Annotated in this window: 15 protein-coding genes; 1 reads left to right on the forward strand and 14 read right to left on the reverse strand. The window is 64.4% G+C overall.

Going from position 1 to position 14,780, the window contains the following annotated elements; translation table 11 throughout:
• Nucleotides 1–32: 32 nt before the first annotated feature.
• From ACIU1A_RS31175 to ACIU1A_RS31185, 3 genes are all read right to left on the reverse strand, one after another.
• Nucleotides 33–707: an amino acid ABC transporter permease gene (locus ACIU1A_RS31175; protein WP_140496993.1), complete on the reverse strand. Its 675-nt coding sequence runs from the start codon at nucleotides 705–707 to the stop codon at nucleotides 33–35.
• A gap of 158 nt (nucleotides 708–865) precedes the next feature.
• Entirely contained in the window at nucleotides 866–1,663 is a 798-nt protein-coding gene (locus ACIU1A_RS31180; RefSeq protein WP_140496991.1) for an ABC transporter substrate-binding protein, read from the reverse strand.
• A gap of 439 nt (nucleotides 1,664–2,102) precedes the next feature.
• Nucleotides 2,103–2,879 carry an HpcH/HpaI aldolase/citrate lyase family protein gene (locus ACIU1A_RS31185; protein ID WP_404926084.1) on the reverse strand — a complete coding sequence of 259 codons (777 nt, stop codon included), beginning with the start codon at nucleotides 2,877–2,879 and terminating at the stop codon, nucleotides 2,103–2,105.
• 125 nt (nucleotides 2,880–3,004) lie between these two features.
• On the opposite strand from ACIU1A_RS31185, the gene ACIU1A_RS31190 reads away from it, so the two are divergent.
• Nucleotides 3,005–4,099 carry an LLM class flavin-dependent oxidoreductase gene (locus tag ACIU1A_RS31190; protein WP_404926085.1) on the forward strand — a complete coding sequence of 365 codons (1,095 nt, stop codon included), beginning with the start codon at nucleotides 3,005–3,007 and terminating at the stop codon, nucleotides 4,097–4,099.
• A 90-nt stretch (nucleotides 4,100–4,189) separates the two neighbouring features.
• Here ACIU1A_RS31190 and ACIU1A_RS31195 read toward each other — a convergent pair whose 3' ends face one another.
• The 11 genes from ACIU1A_RS31195 to ACIU1A_RS31245 form a co-directional block, all read right to left on the reverse strand.
• Nucleotides 4,190–4,585 carry a RidA family protein gene (locus ACIU1A_RS31195; protein ID WP_404926086.1) on the reverse strand — a complete coding sequence of 132 codons (396 nt, stop codon included), beginning with the start codon at nucleotides 4,583–4,585 and terminating at the stop codon, nucleotides 4,190–4,192.
• A 68-nt stretch (nucleotides 4,586–4,653) separates the two neighbouring features.
• Complete coding sequence (locus ACIU1A_RS31200) at nucleotides 4,654–5,802, reverse strand: acyl-CoA dehydrogenase family protein (protein WP_404926087.1); 1,149 nt, start codon at nucleotides 5,800–5,802, stop codon at nucleotides 4,654–4,656.
• A 231-nt stretch (nucleotides 5,803–6,033) separates the two neighbouring features.
• Nucleotides 6,034–6,846 (reverse strand): enoyl-CoA hydratase family protein, encoded by an 813-nt coding sequence (locus tag ACIU1A_RS31205; RefSeq protein ID WP_404926088.1) that lies wholly within the window; start codon nucleotides 6,844–6,846, stop codon nucleotides 6,034–6,036.
• A complete protein-coding gene (locus tag ACIU1A_RS31210; protein ID WP_140513060.1) occupies nucleotides 6,843–7,313 on the reverse strand; it encodes a MarR family winged helix-turn-helix transcriptional regulator in 471 nt (156 codons plus the stop codon). Before ACIU1A_RS31210 ends, ACIU1A_RS31205 begins: the two co-directional genes overlap by 4 nt.
• Entirely contained in the window at nucleotides 7,307–8,080 is a 774-nt protein-coding gene (locus ACIU1A_RS31215; RefSeq protein ID WP_404926089.1) for an SDR family oxidoreductase, read from the reverse strand. Before ACIU1A_RS31215 ends, ACIU1A_RS31210 begins: the two co-directional genes overlap by 7 nt.
• Nucleotides 8,077–10,371, reverse strand: a complete 2,295-nt coding sequence (locus tag ACIU1A_RS31220; protein WP_404926090.1) for a bifunctional salicylyl-CoA 5-hydroxylase/oxidoreductase — start codon at nucleotides 10,369–10,371, stop codon at nucleotides 8,077–8,079. Before ACIU1A_RS31220 ends, ACIU1A_RS31215 begins: the two co-directional genes overlap by 4 nt.
• Before the next feature lie 141 nt (nucleotides 10,372–10,512).
• Entirely contained in the window at nucleotides 10,513–11,112 is a 600-nt protein-coding gene (locus tag ACIU1A_RS31225) for a VOC family protein (protein ID WP_140629986.1), read from the reverse strand.
• A gap of 80 nt (nucleotides 11,113–11,192) precedes the next feature.
• Entirely contained in the window at nucleotides 11,193–12,029 is an 837-nt protein-coding gene (locus ACIU1A_RS31230; protein WP_404926091.1) for an ATP-binding cassette domain-containing protein, read from the reverse strand.
• Nucleotides 12,022–12,900: an ABC transporter ATP-binding protein gene (locus tag ACIU1A_RS31235; RefSeq protein WP_404926092.1), complete on the reverse strand. Its 879-nt coding sequence runs from the start codon at nucleotides 12,898–12,900 to the stop codon at nucleotides 12,022–12,024. Before ACIU1A_RS31235 ends, ACIU1A_RS31230 begins: the two co-directional genes overlap by 8 nt.
• Complete coding sequence (locus ACIU1A_RS31240) at nucleotides 12,897–13,745, reverse strand: ABC transporter permease (protein WP_140496967.1); 849 nt, start codon at nucleotides 13,743–13,745, stop codon at nucleotides 12,897–12,899. The genes ACIU1A_RS31235 and ACIU1A_RS31240 overlap by 4 nt, the downstream gene beginning before the upstream one ends.
• Complete coding sequence (locus tag ACIU1A_RS31245) at nucleotides 13,738–14,745, reverse strand: ABC transporter permease (RefSeq protein ID WP_404926093.1); 1,008 nt, start codon at nucleotides 14,743–14,745, stop codon at nucleotides 13,738–13,740. The genes ACIU1A_RS31240 and ACIU1A_RS31245 overlap by 8 nt, the downstream gene beginning before the upstream one ends.
• Between the last annotated feature and the right edge of the window lie 35 nt (nucleotides 14,746–14,780).

A 14,780-nucleotide genomic window follows, 5' to 3' on the forward strand; every position in this document is an offset into this window, starting at 1 on the left:
AGTGCTCGGTAGAGGGGAAATTGTAGGCGCGGTCAGCGCGTCTTCTCGGTTTTGAAACGGTCTTCAAGCAGGCTGACGAGGCGAACCATCGGCCACAGGAAGATGAGATAGACCAGCGCTGCGCCGATCAGCGGCGAGGGATTGGCGTAGAGCGACTGTGCATTGGTCGCTTCCTTCAGGAGTTCCGGCAGCGCCACGGTGGAGGCGAGCGAGGTGTCCTTGAACATCGAGACGCAGTTGCTGGTCATCGGCGGGATGACGACGCGCACCGCCTGCGGCAGCACCACCTTGCGCAAGGTCAAAAGGAACGGCAGGCCGAGCGCCTGCGACGCCTCGAACTGGCCGCGCGGAATGCTTTCGATGCCGGAGCGGAACACTTCCGCCGAATAGGCCGACATGATGATGGCGAAGGCCGTCACGGCGGAAGCCCAGGACGACAGGCGGATGCCGAGGAAGGGCAGCGCATAGTAGATCAGGATCAGCACCACCAGCACCGGCAGCGCGCGGAAGATGTCGGTGTAGCCGACCGCCAGCCATCTGAGCGGCTTCGGCGCATAAAGCCGCAACAGGCTGATCACCAGGCCGATGGGGATGCCGATGCCGATGCTGAGCAGGCCGAGCAGCAGCGTGTTGAGAAAGCCGCGCAGCAGCGCCGGCAGACTGGACGCGATGACGTCGGCGTTGAAGAAGGTATCGAGCAGCGACATGGGAGGCTTTCCCGAACCGTTTGGCGTCCCTTGACGCCGGAGCAGAGGTCCGGAACAGCGAAAGCGGTTTTGCCGCGCCGCGCTGGTTCCGGGAGACTATGTATCAAACGGAACGTGCCGGCCTTTCGAGCCGGCACGTTCTCCTTGGCGGCCGCCGCTCAGGCCTTCGGCACCGGCATTTCCTTGGCGGTCGAGGAATCGGCGGGCGCGTCGCTGCCGAACCACTTCTTGTGGATCGCGGCCAGCGTGCCGTCCTTCTTCATTGCCGTCAGCGCGTCGTTGAGCTTGCCGAGCAGCGGGTGGTCCTTGGTCATCATCAGCCCGTACTGTTCGCCGGTCTTGATGCGTTCCTTGACGGTGAGATCCTTCATCTTGGTGAAGGAGTACTGCATGCCCGGAATGTCGCTGACAGCCGCGTCGATGCGCCCGGCGCTGAGGTCGAGCAAAAGGTTCTGCTGTGTGTCATAGCCCTTTACGTCGCTGAGGCCATCGGCCTCCTGATGCGCCTTGACCCAGGTCTCGCCGGTCGAGCCGGACAGCACGCCGACGATCTTGCCCTTGAGGTCGGCCTCGGCCTTGATCGGGCTGTCGGTCTTGGTGGCGATGCCCATGTCGGAATCATAGTAAGGCTGCGTGAACGACTGCGACTTCAGCCGCTCCGGCGTGATGGTGATCGACGAGATGGCGACATCGATGCGCTTCGAGGTGGTGGCGGCGAACAGCGCCTGGAAGCCGAGATCGGCGATGTCGGTGGTCATGCCGACGCGCTTTGCCGCTTCGTTGACGATGTCGACTTCAAAGCCCTCGAAAGTGCCGCTCTCGTTCTTGTACTCGAACGGAGGGTTGGTCGGGTAGGCGCCGACATTGAGCACATCGGCGGCATAGGCGGTTGCCGGTCCGGCGGCGATGCCGATGGCGGCCGCGAGAAGGATGAGATTGCGACGGGTCAGGCTCATTGTTGGTCCCTCTGGGGTGTTCCCTCTGGTTGTTGATCGGGCGGGCTGATGCCCGCACGGTTTCTTGCCGCCCCACCTCCCAGCGGGGCGTCAATTCATGCTCGCCGCCATACGGTCGGGCGCTGTCCGGTCGCGGCAGACGCACATGGGCGGGAAGGCAAGGTTGGCGATGCTCTCGGTATGCGGATCGCGGATCTGGCGCGCGCACGCCATCGCACGCATGGCGCGTGTCGGAGGATGACTGGGGGCAGCATGAACGACAAGGACTGAAACCCTTTGATCCCACCCGATGCACCACGATGGATATCCGGCAAGCCCGTCCGGAACGGCAGTCGCCATCGATCGAGGAATGCTTATCCAAACCGCGGCAGTTTTCAAGGCAAAAGTTTTAAGCTTAAAAAGCTGGCGGCGGCGGCGCCTGGCATACCTTTCGATAGCGCTAGCTGCGGCCGCTCCTGCCCAGTTCGGCATCCGCGCTGGCTTTGCCGGCAGCAGCGCCAGCCCCCAGAAGCATCGTGTCGCTGGCCAGGATGAAGAAACTGGCGCCGAGTGCTGCCCATCGGGCGACATCCTGCGGCTTCGCGCAGAAGATCCCGGATGTCCTGCCATGCGCGATTGTCGCATCGATGATCCTGCGGATCGCTTGCGCGAGCTTGTCGGCGCCTTTCGGGCCGATCGCATCGATCGATACGGAGAGATCGCCGGGCCCGACGAAAATCACGTCGACGCCCTCGACGGCGGCGATCGCCTCGATATTGGCCAGCCCTTCCGATGTCTCGACCTGAACCGCCACGACGATGCTGTCATTGGCTTGAGCGAGATATTCGGAGATGCGGTAGCCATAGCCGGCGGCCCGTCCGGGCCCGACGCCGCGCTCGCCGGTCGGCGGATAACGCGAGGCCTTCACCGCCGCCTGCGCCTGGGCGGCGGTCGAGACGCGCGGGACGAGCACGCCTTGCGCGCCGCTGTCCAATGCCGCGGCGATCGCTTCCGGTGCATGGCCGGGCACGCGCACAATGGCCGGCACGCGATGGATGTCGGCCGCGCGCACCATCGCCTCGATCATGTCGCGCGAAATTTGGGCATGTTCCCAATCGATGCAGAGGAAATCGAGACCGGACTGCGCCATCACCTCGACCGCAACGGGATGCGGAATGGCGGCAAAGGAACCGACGAGGCTTTCCCTACAGATGCATTTGTGGCGAAACCCGCTCATCGTTCCATCCCCTTGTTGTCGTGCCGGAATTCATATCCGCAAACAGCGGCGAGGCGAAGCTATTTCAGGCTTGAAATATTTTCGCGCGGGCCTAGCGTGTCGATCTCCCGCCGCGAGTTCCGGACATGATCAAAGCGCATCCCCTGCACGGCCCAAACAGACTGAAGCTCGGCGTCTTCTCGACCAATGCCGACGGCGGCCTTGCCATATCGGATGTGCCTGAACGCTGGACGGCAAGCTGGCACGACAATCTGACGGCGGCGCAGATCGCCGACCGTGCGGGGCTGGAATTCCTGCTGCCGATCGCGCGCTGGCGCGGCTTTGGCGGCCGCAACAAGGTGCGCGAATGGTCGTTCGAGACCTTCACCTGGGCGGCGGCGCTCAGTGTGGCCACCGAGCAGATCGGGCTGTTCATGACCGTGCATGTGCCGCTCGTGCATCCGCTGTACGCTGCCAAGGCGCTGGCGACGGTCGATCATATCAGCCAGGGCCGTGCCGGCCTCAACATCGTCTGCGGCTGGAACCCGAAGGAATTCGGCATGTTCGGCACGCCGCTGGTCGAGAAGGGGTATGATCAGGCCGCCGAATGGATCGAAATTTTGGAAAGGCTTTATGCGTCGGCTGAACCTCTCGACTATGAGGGCACTTATTATCGTCTCAAGGAAGCCGTGAGCCGGCCGGCCAGCCTGCAAGTTCCGCGACCGGTGACGATGAATGCGGCTTTCGGCGGTCCGGGCCGCGATTTCGCTGCCGCCAGATGCGACTATCTGTTCACGACCTTTTCCGAGATGGCCGATGCCGGCAAACATGTCGCCGATATCAGCGAGCGGGCCGACAAGGCTGGCCGCGAGGTCGGCGTCTACACCGTGGCGCATGTCGTCTGCCGGCCGACGATGGAGGAGGCGCAGGCCTATTACACGCGCTATGCCGTCGATCTGGCCGACCGTGAGGCGGTCGATGCCCATATGGCCGGCAAGAAGGAGTTCTCGCGGTCGCACGACCCGTATGCCTATGACCGCTACCGCCAGCGTTTCGCCGGCGGCGCCGGCACCTATCCCTTGGTCGGAACGCCCGAAACGATCGCCGCCGATATGGTCGCCATTGCCGGGCATGGCTACCAGGGCATTGCGCTGTCCTTCGTCAACTACACGCAGGAACTCCCCTATTTCTGCGATCACGTGCTGCCGCTGCTGGAGCGGGCCGGCCTTCGCGGAAAATAGTCTGGCCGATGCCTTCCTGATTTCTCATCCTGGGGTCTGCGCCGTATCGCTACGCCCTTGCTGCGCCCCAGGATGACGGGCGACGGCCGATTATTCCGGAATAACCGCGGTGGCTTGGATCTCCACCTTGGCGCGGTCCTCGACCAGCGCCATCACCTGCATCGCGGCCATCGCCGGGAAATGCCGGCCGATCACCTCGCGATAGGCCTCGCCTATGCCCCTGAGATTGGCCAGATATTCGCTCTTGTCGGTGAAATACCATGTCATCGACGTGATGTGCCGTGGCTCCGCGCCGGCCTCCGCCAGAACAGCCACGATGTTCTGAAGCGTCTGCCGCACCTGGCCGACGAAATCGTCGGTCTCGAACTGGCACTGGCCATTCCAGCCGACCTGTCCGCCGACGAACACGAGCCTGCCGCGCGCTGCAACGCCATTGGCATAGCCGACCGGTTTTGCCCAGCCTTCCGGCTGCAGGATCTCGTGCATTTCAACTCTCCAATATCGGTCCGCAATATCCGCGTTCGAAAACAGTCCAGTTCGACGACGCGCCCTGTTCAGGCAGCGCCCATCACCTGACGCGCGATCACCACCTTCTGCACGTCGGAAGCACCCTCGTAGATGCGCAGCGCGCGGATCTCGCGATACAGGCTTTCGACGACATGACCCTTGCGGACGCCGTCGCCGCCATGCAGTTGCACCGCTTTATCGATCACCTGTTGCGCCTTGTCCGTGGCGAACAGTTTGGCCATCGCCGCCTCGCGCGTCACCCGCGCCGCGCCCATGTCCTTGGTCCAGGCGGCGCGGTAGACCAAAAGCGCCGCGCCATCGACGTCGAGCGCCATGTCGGCGATATGGCCCTGCACCATCTGCAGCTCGGCCATCGGCGCGCCGAACAGCTTGCGTTCGGCCACCCGCTTGATGCTTTCATCGAGCGCGCGGCGTGCAAAGCCGAGTGCCGCCGCGCCGACGGTCGAGCGGAACACGTCGAGCACCGACATGGCGATGCGAAAGCCGTCGCCCGGTTTGCCGATCAGTGCGGCGGCCGGCAGGCGGACCTGATCGAAAGACAGTCGTGCCAGCGGATGCGGCGCTATGACTTCCAGGCGCTCCGCGATGTCGAGGCCCTTGCTATCCCCCGGCACGATGAAGGCTGATAGCCCCTTGGCGCCGGGTGCCTCGCCTGTGCGGGCGAAGACGACATAGAGATCGGCGATGCCGCCATTGGAGATCCAGGTCTTTTCGCCCGACAGAACATAGCTGTCGCCATCGCGGGTCGCGGTCATCTCCATATTGGCGACATCCGATCCCGAGCGCGGTTCCGACAGCGCAAAGGCGGAAATGACCTTGCCGGCGCGCGTCTTCGCCAGCCATTGCTGCTGTTCCGGCGTGCCGAACAGGCTGAGCGCTCCGGTGCCGAGCCCTTGCATGGCGAAGGCGAAATCCGCGAGCCCGTCATGCCGCGCCAGCGTCTCGCGCGTGATGCACAAGGTGCGCACGTCGAGCGGTCCCGGATTGTCGGTGTCGAGCGCCGTCGGCTTCAGCCAGCCGTCCCGGCCGAGTTTTTGCACCAGCTCGCGGCAGGCAGTGTCGACGTCATGGTGATCGACGGGCAGGTTCTTCGCGCACCATGCCTCGAGGTGCCCGGCCAGTTCGCGATGACGGTCTTCGAAGAACGGCCAGTCGAGGAAGGAGCGGTCAGGCATTTCTGCCTCCGCTATTCTCCAGAGTCCGTGCTCTACGGCGCCCCCCTCTGTCCTGCCGGACATCTCCCCCTCTAAGGGGGAGATCGATCCTCATCTCGGCTTTCGCGAATCGCCTGCGCCGCAGGATGGCTGCCGCCGCCGAAGCTGCCAATCTCCCCCCTAGAGGGGGAGATGGCCGGCAGGCCAGAGGGGGGCGCTGTCCCGCCAACGTCTCCATCAACCCGCTCATCCTCAATTCCCCTCGAACACCGGCATTTCCTTGGCCACGAACGCCTTGTACGCCCGCTCGAAATCGCGCGTCTGCATGCAGATTGCCTGCGCCTGCGCTTCCGCCTCGATCGCCTGGTCGAGGCCCATCGACCATTCCTGGTTCAACTGCGTCTTGGTGATGCCATGGGCGAAGGTCGGGCCTGAAACGATGCGCGCCGCCATGTCGAGCGCGTCAGCTTCCAAGGAAGCTGCCTCTACAAGCCTGTTGTAGAACCCCCAGCGCTCGCCTTCGGCGGCGGTCATGGTGCGGCCGGTGTAGAGCAGTTCGGCGGCGCGGCCCTGGCCGATGATGCGCGGCAGGATCGCGCAGGCTCCCATGTCGCAGCCGGCAAGACCGACGCGGGTGAACAGGAATGCCGTCTTGGCGTCCGGCGTAGCGATGCGGATGTCGGAGCTCATGGCGATAATGGCGCCGGCGCCGACCGCCACGCCGTCGACCGCCGCGATGATCGGCTTGCCGCAATTCAGCATCGCCTTTACGAAATCGCCGGTCATGCGGGTGAAGGCCAAGAGTTGCTTCATGTCCATCTTGACCAGCGGGCCGATAATGTCGTGGACATCGCCGCCGGAGCAGAAATTGCCGCCATTGGACAGGAACACCACGGCATCGACATCGTCGGCATAGACGAGGTCGCGGAATGTATCGCGCAGTTCCGCATAGCTGTCGAAGGTCAGCGGGTTCTTGCGTTCCGGCCGGTCGAGCCGGACCTTGGCGATCCGGCCTTCGACCTGCCAGAGGAAATGCTTCGGCTTGAAGCCGGCCATCTTGCTCATTCGCGTCCCTCCCAGTTGCTGCGGAACGAGGTCAGCATGCCGGTCAGCCGGCGTGCGTCGTCCTCGCTCACCTTGCCCAGCAATTCGCCGACCCAGCCCTCGTGAGCGGCAGCGATGACGGCGAAGGATTTGGAGCCTTCATCCGTCAGCCGCACCATCGAGGTGCGGCGGTCGCCATTGCGGCGGGCGCGGGCGACCAGCCCCTCGGATACGAGCCGATCGACGATGCCCGTGACATTGCCGTTGGACACCAGCAGGAAGCGCGACAGATCGCTCATCAGCATGCCTTCGGGCGCACGGTAGAGCGCGGCCATCACGTCGAAGCGCGGCAACGTCGTGTTGAATTCCTTCTTCAGGCGCTCGCGCAGTTCGGCCTCGATCGTGCGCGAGGCGCGCAGGAGCCTGATCCACAGCCGCAAGCGGTCCTTGCCGGGTCCCGACGGCGCGGGCAGGGGGCCGGCTACCATGTTTCGCCTCCTGAGATCGAAATTGCCTGTCCGGTGATCGACGCTGCCGCATCGCCGCACAGCCACAGCACGGCTGCGGCAATTTCCTGCGGCTGGATGAAGCGGCCTTGCGGATTGGTCGCGGCAAGGCTCGCCCGCGCCTGTTCAGTCGAGCGGCCGGTTTTTTCCACGATCCGCTCGATGGACTCGTCCAACATGTCCGTCTCGACAAACCCCGGGCACACCGCATTGACGGTCACGCCGGACTTCGCCGTCTCGGCGGCCAGCGCCCTCATCAGGCCGACGACACCATGCTTGGCCGCCACGTAAGGCGCGACATAGGCATAGCCCTTCAGTCCGGCGGTGGACGCGATGAAGACGATGCGGCCTGCCTTCCGCGCAACCATACTCGCCAATGCCGGCTTCACGGTCAGGAAGGCCCCGGTCAAATTGACATCCAGCGTCCGCTGCCAGTCGGCCAGCGCGGTCTTGTGCGCCGGCGTGCTGCCCGCCATGCCGGCATTAGCGACGACGATGTCGAACGGCCCGCGCGCGGCCTCCGCCGTCTCGTAAAGCGATGCCATCGCCGCCTCATTGGTGACATCGGCAGTGATGGCGAAAACGCCTTTGCTTTCGCCAGCCACCTTGGCCAGCTCCGCCTCGCGGCGGCCGCATATGGTGACGTCGATGCCGGCACCAGCCAGCGCCAGAGCGATCGCTCGGCCGACACCAGACCCGCCGCCGGTGAGAAGGGCATGGCTGCCGGCGATCATCGCGGCGGCCGTCATACTTTCAGCCCCGCTGCGGCGTCGCGTTCGGCCAGTCGGTAGATCTGGTCGCGCCCCGGCAGATAAGGATCCGGCCATTTCACGCCACGGTCGCCGAGCGCCACCGCCGCATGCAGCGTCCAGTAGGGATCGGCCAGATGCGGCCGTGCCAGCGCCACCAGGTCGGCGCGGCCGGCCATCAGGATCGAATTGACATGGTCCGGCTCATAGATGTTGCCGACCGCCATCGTCGCCATGCCGACCTCGTTGCGGATGCGGTCGGAAAACGGCGTCTGGAACATGCGGCCATAGACCGGCTTTGCCAGCACCGAAGTTTGTCCTGCCGAGACGTCGCAAATGTCGACGCCGGCCTCATGCAACAGCCGCGCGATCTCGACGGCGTCGGCGGGTGTTACGCCTTCGATGCCGACCCAGTCATTGGCCGAAATGCGCATTGAGATCGGCTTCTGCGCCGGCCAGGCGGCGCGTACGGCGCGAAAGATTTCAAGGGGATATCGCATGCGGTTTTCCAGCGAACCGCCATACGCATCCGTGCGCCGGTTGGTGACCGGCGTGATGAAGGACGACAGGAGATAGCCGTGCGCGGCGTGGATCTCGAGCATGTCGAAGCCGCAGCGGTCGGCCATCTCAGCCGAAGCCACGAACTCGTCGCGCACTCTGTCCATGTCGGCGCGATCCATGGTCTTCGGCACCTGATTCCGCGGCGACCAAGCGACCGCCGATGCCGCCATGACTGGCCAGTTACCCGAGGCGAGCGGCACGTCCGTGCCTTCCCACCCAACCTGGGTCGAACCCTTGGCGCCGGAATGGCCGATCTGTGCGCAGATCTTCGCCTCGGTCTCGGTATGGACGAAATCGACCAGCCGTTTCCACGCCCCCTCATGTTCGGGCGCATAGAAGCCCGGGCAGCCGGGCGTGATCCGCCCTTCGGGGCTGACGCAGGTCATCTCGATATAGATGAGCCCGGCGCCGCCCTTGGCACGCTCGGCATAGTGCGTGAAATGCCAGTCCGTCGGGCAGCCGTCGACGGCCTTGTACTGCGCCATCGGCGAGACGACCACGCGGTTGCTGAGCCGCATGTCGCGCAGCTTGAAGGGCGCGAACATTGGCGCGCGGCGCAGCCTGTTGGCGCCGGCGCCCGCCTGGCGCTGGAACCATTCCTCCGCGCTTTCAAGCCACTCCGCGTCGCGCAGCCGTAGGTTTTCGTGGCTGATGCGCTGCGAACGGGTCAGCAGCGAATAGTTGAACTGCACCGGATCGAGGCCGAGATAGCGCTCGACCTCCTCGAACCATTCGAGCGAATTGCGTGCCGCCGACTGCAGCTTCAGCACCTCGGTGCGGCGTGCGTCTTCATATTTGCGGAAGGCGGCGTCGAGGTCCGGTTCGGTTTCGACATACTCGGCCAGCGCAACCGCGCTTTCCAGCGCCAGCTTGGTGCCGGAGCCGATCGAGAAATGCGCTGAAGCCGCCGCGTCGCCCATCAGCGCCAGATTCTCAAACGACCAGCGCTCGCACAGCACGCGCGGGAAATTGATCCAGGCCGAACCCCTGATGTGGTTGGCATTGGTCATCAGCTTGTGGCCGCCAAGATGCTTTTCGAAGATGCGCTCGCAGACGGCGATGGATTCCTGCTGCGTCATGGCGCCGAAGCCGAAGGCGGCCCAGGTCTGTTCGCTGCACTCGACGATGAAGGTCGCGGTGTCGCTGTCGAACTGGTAGGCGTGCGCCCACACCCAGCCATGCTCGGTCTTTTCGAAGATGAAGGTGAAGGCGTCGTCGAATTTCTGGTGGGTGCCGAGCCACACGAACTTGCATTTGCGCGTGTCGATGTCGGGCTTGAAGATGTCGACGAAGCTGTTGCGCGCCCTGGAATTCAGCCCGTCTGCGGCGACGACCAGGTCATGCGTCTCCATATAGGGCCGGGGATCGGCGATGTCGGTCTCGAACATCAGCTTGACACCGAGCTCGCGTGCGCGCCGCTGCAACAGGATCAAGAGCCGCTTGCGGCCGATGCCGCAGAAGCCGTGGCCTGAGGATACAGTGCGCACGCCGTCATGGACCACGGCGATGTCGTCCCAATACGCAAAATGCTTCTTGATCCAGACGGCGCTGACCGGATCGTTCCTGGCCAGATTCTCAAGCGTTTCGGCTGACAGAACGACGCCCCAGCCGAACGTGTCGTCGGCGCGATTACGCTCGAAAACCGTCACATCGTGCGCGGCGTCCCTCAGCTTCATCGAAATGGCGAAGTAAAGGCCGGCTGGTCCGCCGCCGAGAACCGCAACCTTCATCTGTGCGATCTCCTCTTCGCTTGCTTGATTTCAGTATCGCGCCGGGGCCAAGGTATTTCAAGCTTAAAGTTTTATGCCGAAACGATTATGCGAAATAGCGGACCGCGCGCTCGCGCATCGCCGCACGCGCGGTCCGTGGGGTCACTTTTCCGGGTTCTTCGGGCTCCACAGCACCGTCTCGGCACTCTTCTCGTAAGCCATGCCGTCGGGATAGCTGATCGCTTCCAGTTGCAAGCCCCAAGGCGCCTGGAAGTAAAGGATGGTCTGGCCGGCGGCGGGTCCTTCCTTGACCGGCAGCGGCCCCAACCTGGTCTTTACGCCCTTGGCCTCGAGATAGGCTTTCGCCGCCGCGACGTCGTCGACATAGAAGGCGATGTGAAAACCGCCAATGTCGCTGTTCTTCGGTGTCAGGTCCTTCTGGTCCGGCGCGGTGTATTTGAACAGCTCTATGTTCGACCCCGTGCCGCAGCGAACCATGGTGACCTGCTCGATGACAGCCTTCGGATCGACGCCGAGAAGATCCTGCATGAAGGTGCCCTTGTCGTCGGCGAACGGGCCGAACGACATCGCCTTCTTGCAGCCGACCACGTCGGTGAAGAAATCGACCGCCTGCTTCATGTCGGGAACCGTGATGCCGGTGTGGTCGTGCCCGCGCATACCGGGGATCGAGCTTGCTGCCGCCATACCGGTGCTGCCGAGGATGGCGGCAGCGAGTGCTGCATTTCGAATTGTTGTCTTCATGTCAGTTTCTCCTCCATTTGGCGGGGCTTTTTCATTGGCCGGTCGCACATCCGAGCCCGCTTTTCGGCGTGCGTATGCATTCATGTCGGAGCCTTGGCAGCGGAAGGAATATCCAGCCAGCCGTCGTCGATTTCGGGCAGTGGGATGGCCGCGATCAGGTCGCGCGTGTAGGTCTGTCGGGGATTTTCGAAGAGAGCGTCCGTCGCGCTCGCTTCGACGATCCTGCCTTCGCGCATGACGATGACCTGCCGGCACAGCCGCCGGATGACCGACAGATCGTGGCTGATGAAGGCGACCGTCAGCCCCATCTCCGCCGCCAGTTTCTCCAGAAGGGTGAGGATCTGCGCCTGCGTCGAGACGTCGAGGCCGGAGACGATCTCGTCGGCCAGCACGAATTTCGGCGCCAGCGCCAGCGCGCGCGCTATGCCGACGCGCTGGCGCTGGCCGCCCGACAGTTCGTGGCGGTAGCGGCCGGCGAAGCTCTGCGGCAGGCCGACGCGCTGCAAGGCCTCGGCCACGCGGTCCCTGAGATTGTCGCCAAGCCCGTTCTGCTTCAGCGGCGCGGCAATGATGCTGGCAATGGTGCGGCGCGGGTTGAGCGACGACATAGGATCCTGGAAGATCATCTGCAGATCGCGGCGCAGCGGCCGCAACTCCGCCTCCGGCAGATGTGTGATGTCTATGCCGTCGAAGCTGATGCTGCCGGCGCTGGGCTCCAGCAGTCGTACCAGGGCACGGCCGAGCGTCGACTTGCCGGATCCGGACTCGCCGACGATGCCGGTCACCGATCCCTTGGGCAGGTCGAAGTCCAGGCCTTTTAGGATTTCCGCCAGCGGCGCGCGGCCGATCAGCGGCTTGCGGGTCATGTCGGGCAGCGCGACTTTCAGACCGCGCACGGAAAACAGCGGCTCAGCCATGCGGTCGCCTCCACGCCTGGTCCGCGGCCGCAATCTCCGTGGCAAGCCCGGCCAGCACTGCCTCGTCGACCGGCTTTAGCGAGGCGAGGGGATCGGTGTAGCGCGGCGTTGCCGCCATCAGTGCCCGTGTGTAGGGGTGCTGCGGTGCCGCGAAGAGGGCAGCTGTTTCGGCCTCTTCCACGACCTTGCCGGCATAGAGCACCGAGACCTTCTGGCTGATCTTGGCGACGACGCCGAGGTCGTGGGTGACGAACAGGATCGCCGTGCCGTGCTCGCGCTGCAACGCAGCGATGAGCCGCAGGATCTGCTTCTGCACGGTGACGTCGAGCGCCGTGGTCGGCTCGTCGGCGACGATCAGCCGGGGCTCGGCGGCGAAGGCTGCGGCGATCAGCACGCGCTGGCGCATGCCGCCGGAAAGCTCGTGCGGGTAGCTTTTCAGTACCCGGTCGGGGTCACGGATCTGCACCTCGTCCAGCAATTGCCGGATGCGGGTTTCGGCCCTCTCGCCGCTCCAGCCGAGGATGCGCACCAGCCGGTCGGTCGTTTGCGGGCCGATGCGGCGCGACGGGTTGAGCGCGGTCAGCGGATCCTGCGGGATCAGTGCGGTGCGCGCGCCGATCAGCGTGCGCCGTGCCTTCGGGTTGAGCTTGCCGAGGTCTTCGCCCTCGAGCCGCATATCGCCCTCGACGATGCGCACGTTCGACGGCAAGACGCCAAGTACCGCCTTGCCGATCATCGTCTTGCCGGCGCCGCTTTCACCGACCAGTGCTCGCACTTCGCCGGGCTGCACGGCAAGCGACACCGAGCGCAGCACGCGCTGGCCGTTCGGCAGCACGGCGCTCAACTCCTTGATATCGAGACAGGCGCTCATCGCAGCACCGGATCGAAACGTGTCTTCAGCGCCTCGCCGAACTGGCTGAACGACAGCACGGTCAGGATCAGCGTGATCAGCGGGAATACCAGCACCCACCAGGCCTGGTGGATCGACAGCCGGCCCTCGGCGATGATGCCGCCCCAGGTCGGGTCGTCGGTCGAGATCGACAGGTTGACGAAGGACAGGATCGCCTCGACGATGACGGCGATGCCCATTTCCAGCGACAGCAGCGCCACGATCGATGGCACCACATTGGGCAGCACTTCGCGCAGCATGATGCCGATGCGGCCATAGCCGGCGATGCGGGCGTTCTCGACATAGTCCATGCGCGACTGGCCCATCGCCTCGGCGCGGATGACCCGGCAGAAACGCGTCCAGTCGATGATCGCGATCGCCAGGATGACAGAGCTCAAACCCGTGCCGAGCACGGCAACCAAAAGGATGGCGAACAGCACCGGCGGGAATGCCATCCAGACATCGACGATGCGCGAGATGATGCGGTCGGCCCAGCCGCCGAAATAGCCAGCGATCAAACCCAGGGTCGAGCCGACAAGGCAGGCGGCGCTGGCGGCGGCGAACGCAACGATGAAGGCGATGCGCCCGCCGAAGATCAGGCGTGACAAGAGATCCCGGCCGAGGCTGTCGGTGCCCAGCCAATAGCCGGGCTCCGCGCCATCGAGCCAGAACGGCGGCAAACGTTCGAGCATAAGATCCTGCGCGAGCGGGTCCCGCGGCGCGACCAGCGGCGCCAGGATCGCCGCCAGCAGCACCAGCAGCAGCCAGCCGCCGGCCAGCCAAAGCCTGGCGCTTGAGCCGTGTCTCGAGATGCGGCTCTCATCCATGGCGCAGCCTCGGATTGAGCAGGGCGTACATCATATCCACCGCGAGATTGATCAGCACGAACAACAGCGCGAAGACCAGCACGATGCCCTGGATCAGCGGCAGGTCGCGGTTGATGACCGCGTCGATCGCCATGTTGCCGAGACCCTCATAGGAAAACAGCCGCTCGACGATGACCGTGCCCCCGATCAGGAAGGTGAACTGCACGCCGACCAGCGTCAGCGTGGGCAGGGCGGCATTCTTCAGCGCCTCGCGCAGGATGACCTGCGTTTCCGAAAAACCCTTCACCCGCGCCAGCACGACATAGTCGAGGTCGAGCACTTCCTTCAGCGATTGTTTCAGTAGCTGCGAGATGATCGCCGCCAGCGGCAATGCCAACGCCACTGCCGGCATAAGCATGTGCTTCAGGAGATCCCATGTGAGATCGAGGCGGAGCCGAAGCAAGCTTTCGAACAGATAGAACTGGCTGACGAAGGGCAGGTCGAGTTGCGGCGAGACCCGGCCGGAAATGTCGAAGATCGGCACCAGCACCCCGAACAGCAGGATCAGCACCAGGCCCCAGAGGAAGTCGGGAATGGAAAGTGCCGCCCCGCTGGCGATGTCGATGCCGGCTTCCACCGCCGTGCCTCGTTCGCGGGCGCCGAGGATGGCCATCGTCCCCCCGATCGCCACCGCCATGATAAGCGCGACGATGGCGAGTTCCAGCGTTGCCGGCAGCCGGTTGAAGACAAGCCCGAGCACGTCTTGCCGCAGCGAGATCGAGGTGGCGAAATCGCCTTTGACGACGCCGGACAGCCAGATGAAGAACTGCTCGACAATCGTCTTGTCGAGGCCGTAGAGCGCCCGCAGCCGGGCGATGTCGACATCGGTCGCGCCGGGCGGCAGCATCATGGCGATCGGATCGCCGGGAGCGATGCGGATCACGACGAAGACGACGACGGCCACGCCGAACAGCGTGATCAGCATCGTCAAAAGACGGATCAGGAATCGTTGCAGGAGCATGTAAATCTTTGCTGGAGCCCGGAGGCTCGTATGCC

Source organism: Mesorhizobium maamorense, from assembly GCF_044998965.1.
Classification (GTDB): domain Bacteria; phylum Pseudomonadota; class Alphaproteobacteria; order Rhizobiales; family Rhizobiaceae; genus Mesorhizobium.

Bases quoted from the DNA above. Each gene is read 5' to 3' on its own strand.
- ACIU1A_RS31230 (WP_404926091.1), bottom strand. From the start codon at position 12,029: ATGGCTGAGCCGCTGTTTTCCGTGCGCGGTCTGAAAGTCGCGCTGCCC.
- ACIU1A_RS31215 (WP_404926089.1), bottom strand. From the start codon at position 8,080: ATGACGGCCGCCGCGATGATCGCCGGCAGCCATGCCCTTCTCACCGGC.
- ACIU1A_RS31185 (WP_404926084.1), bottom strand. From the start codon at position 2,879: ATGAGCGGGTTTCGCCACAAATGCATCTGTAGGGAAAGCCTCGTCGGT.
- ACIU1A_RS31245 (WP_404926093.1), bottom strand. From the start codon at position 14,745: ATGCTCCTGCAACGATTCCTGATCCGTCTTTTGACGATGCTGATCACG.
- ACIU1A_RS31205 (WP_404926088.1), bottom strand. From the start codon at position 6,846: ATGAGCAAGATGGCCGGCTTCAAGCCGAAGCATTTCCTCTGGCAGGTC.
- ACIU1A_RS31210 (WP_140513060.1), bottom strand. From the start codon at position 7,313: ATGGTAGCCGGCCCCCTGCCCGCGCCGTCGGGACCCGGCAAGGACCGC.
- ACIU1A_RS31195 (WP_404926086.1), bottom strand. From the start codon at position 4,585: ATGCACGAGATCCTGCAGCCGGAAGGCTGGGCAAAACCGGTCGGCTAT.
- ACIU1A_RS31235 (WP_404926092.1), bottom strand. From the start codon at position 12,900: ATGAGCGCCTGTCTCGATATCAAGGAGTTGAGCGCCGTGCTGCCGAAC.
- ACIU1A_RS31180 (WP_140496991.1), bottom strand. From the start codon at position 1,663: ATGAGCCTGACCCGTCGCAATCTCATCCTTCTCGCGGCCGCCATCGGC.
- ACIU1A_RS31190 (WP_404926085.1), top strand. From the start codon at position 3,005: ATGATCAAAGCGCATCCCCTGCACGGCCCAAACAGACTGAAGCTCGGC.
- ACIU1A_RS31200 (WP_404926087.1), bottom strand. From the start codon at position 5,802: ATGCCTGACCGCTCCTTCCTCGACTGGCCGTTCTTCGAAGACCGTCAT.
- ACIU1A_RS31175 (WP_140496993.1), bottom strand. From the start codon at position 707: ATGTCGCTGCTCGATACCTTCTTCAACGCCGACGTCATCGCGTCCAGT.
- ACIU1A_RS31225 (WP_140629986.1), bottom strand. From the start codon at position 11,112: ATGAAGACAACAATTCGAAATGCAGCACTCGCTGCCGCCATCCTCGGC.
- ACIU1A_RS31220 (WP_404926090.1), bottom strand. From the start codon at position 10,371: ATGAAGGTTGCGGTTCTCGGCGGCGGACCAGCCGGCCTTTACTTCGCC.
- ACIU1A_RS31240 (WP_140496967.1), bottom strand. From the start codon at position 13,745: ATGGATGAGAGCCGCATCTCGAGACACGGCTCAAGCGCCAGGCTTTGG.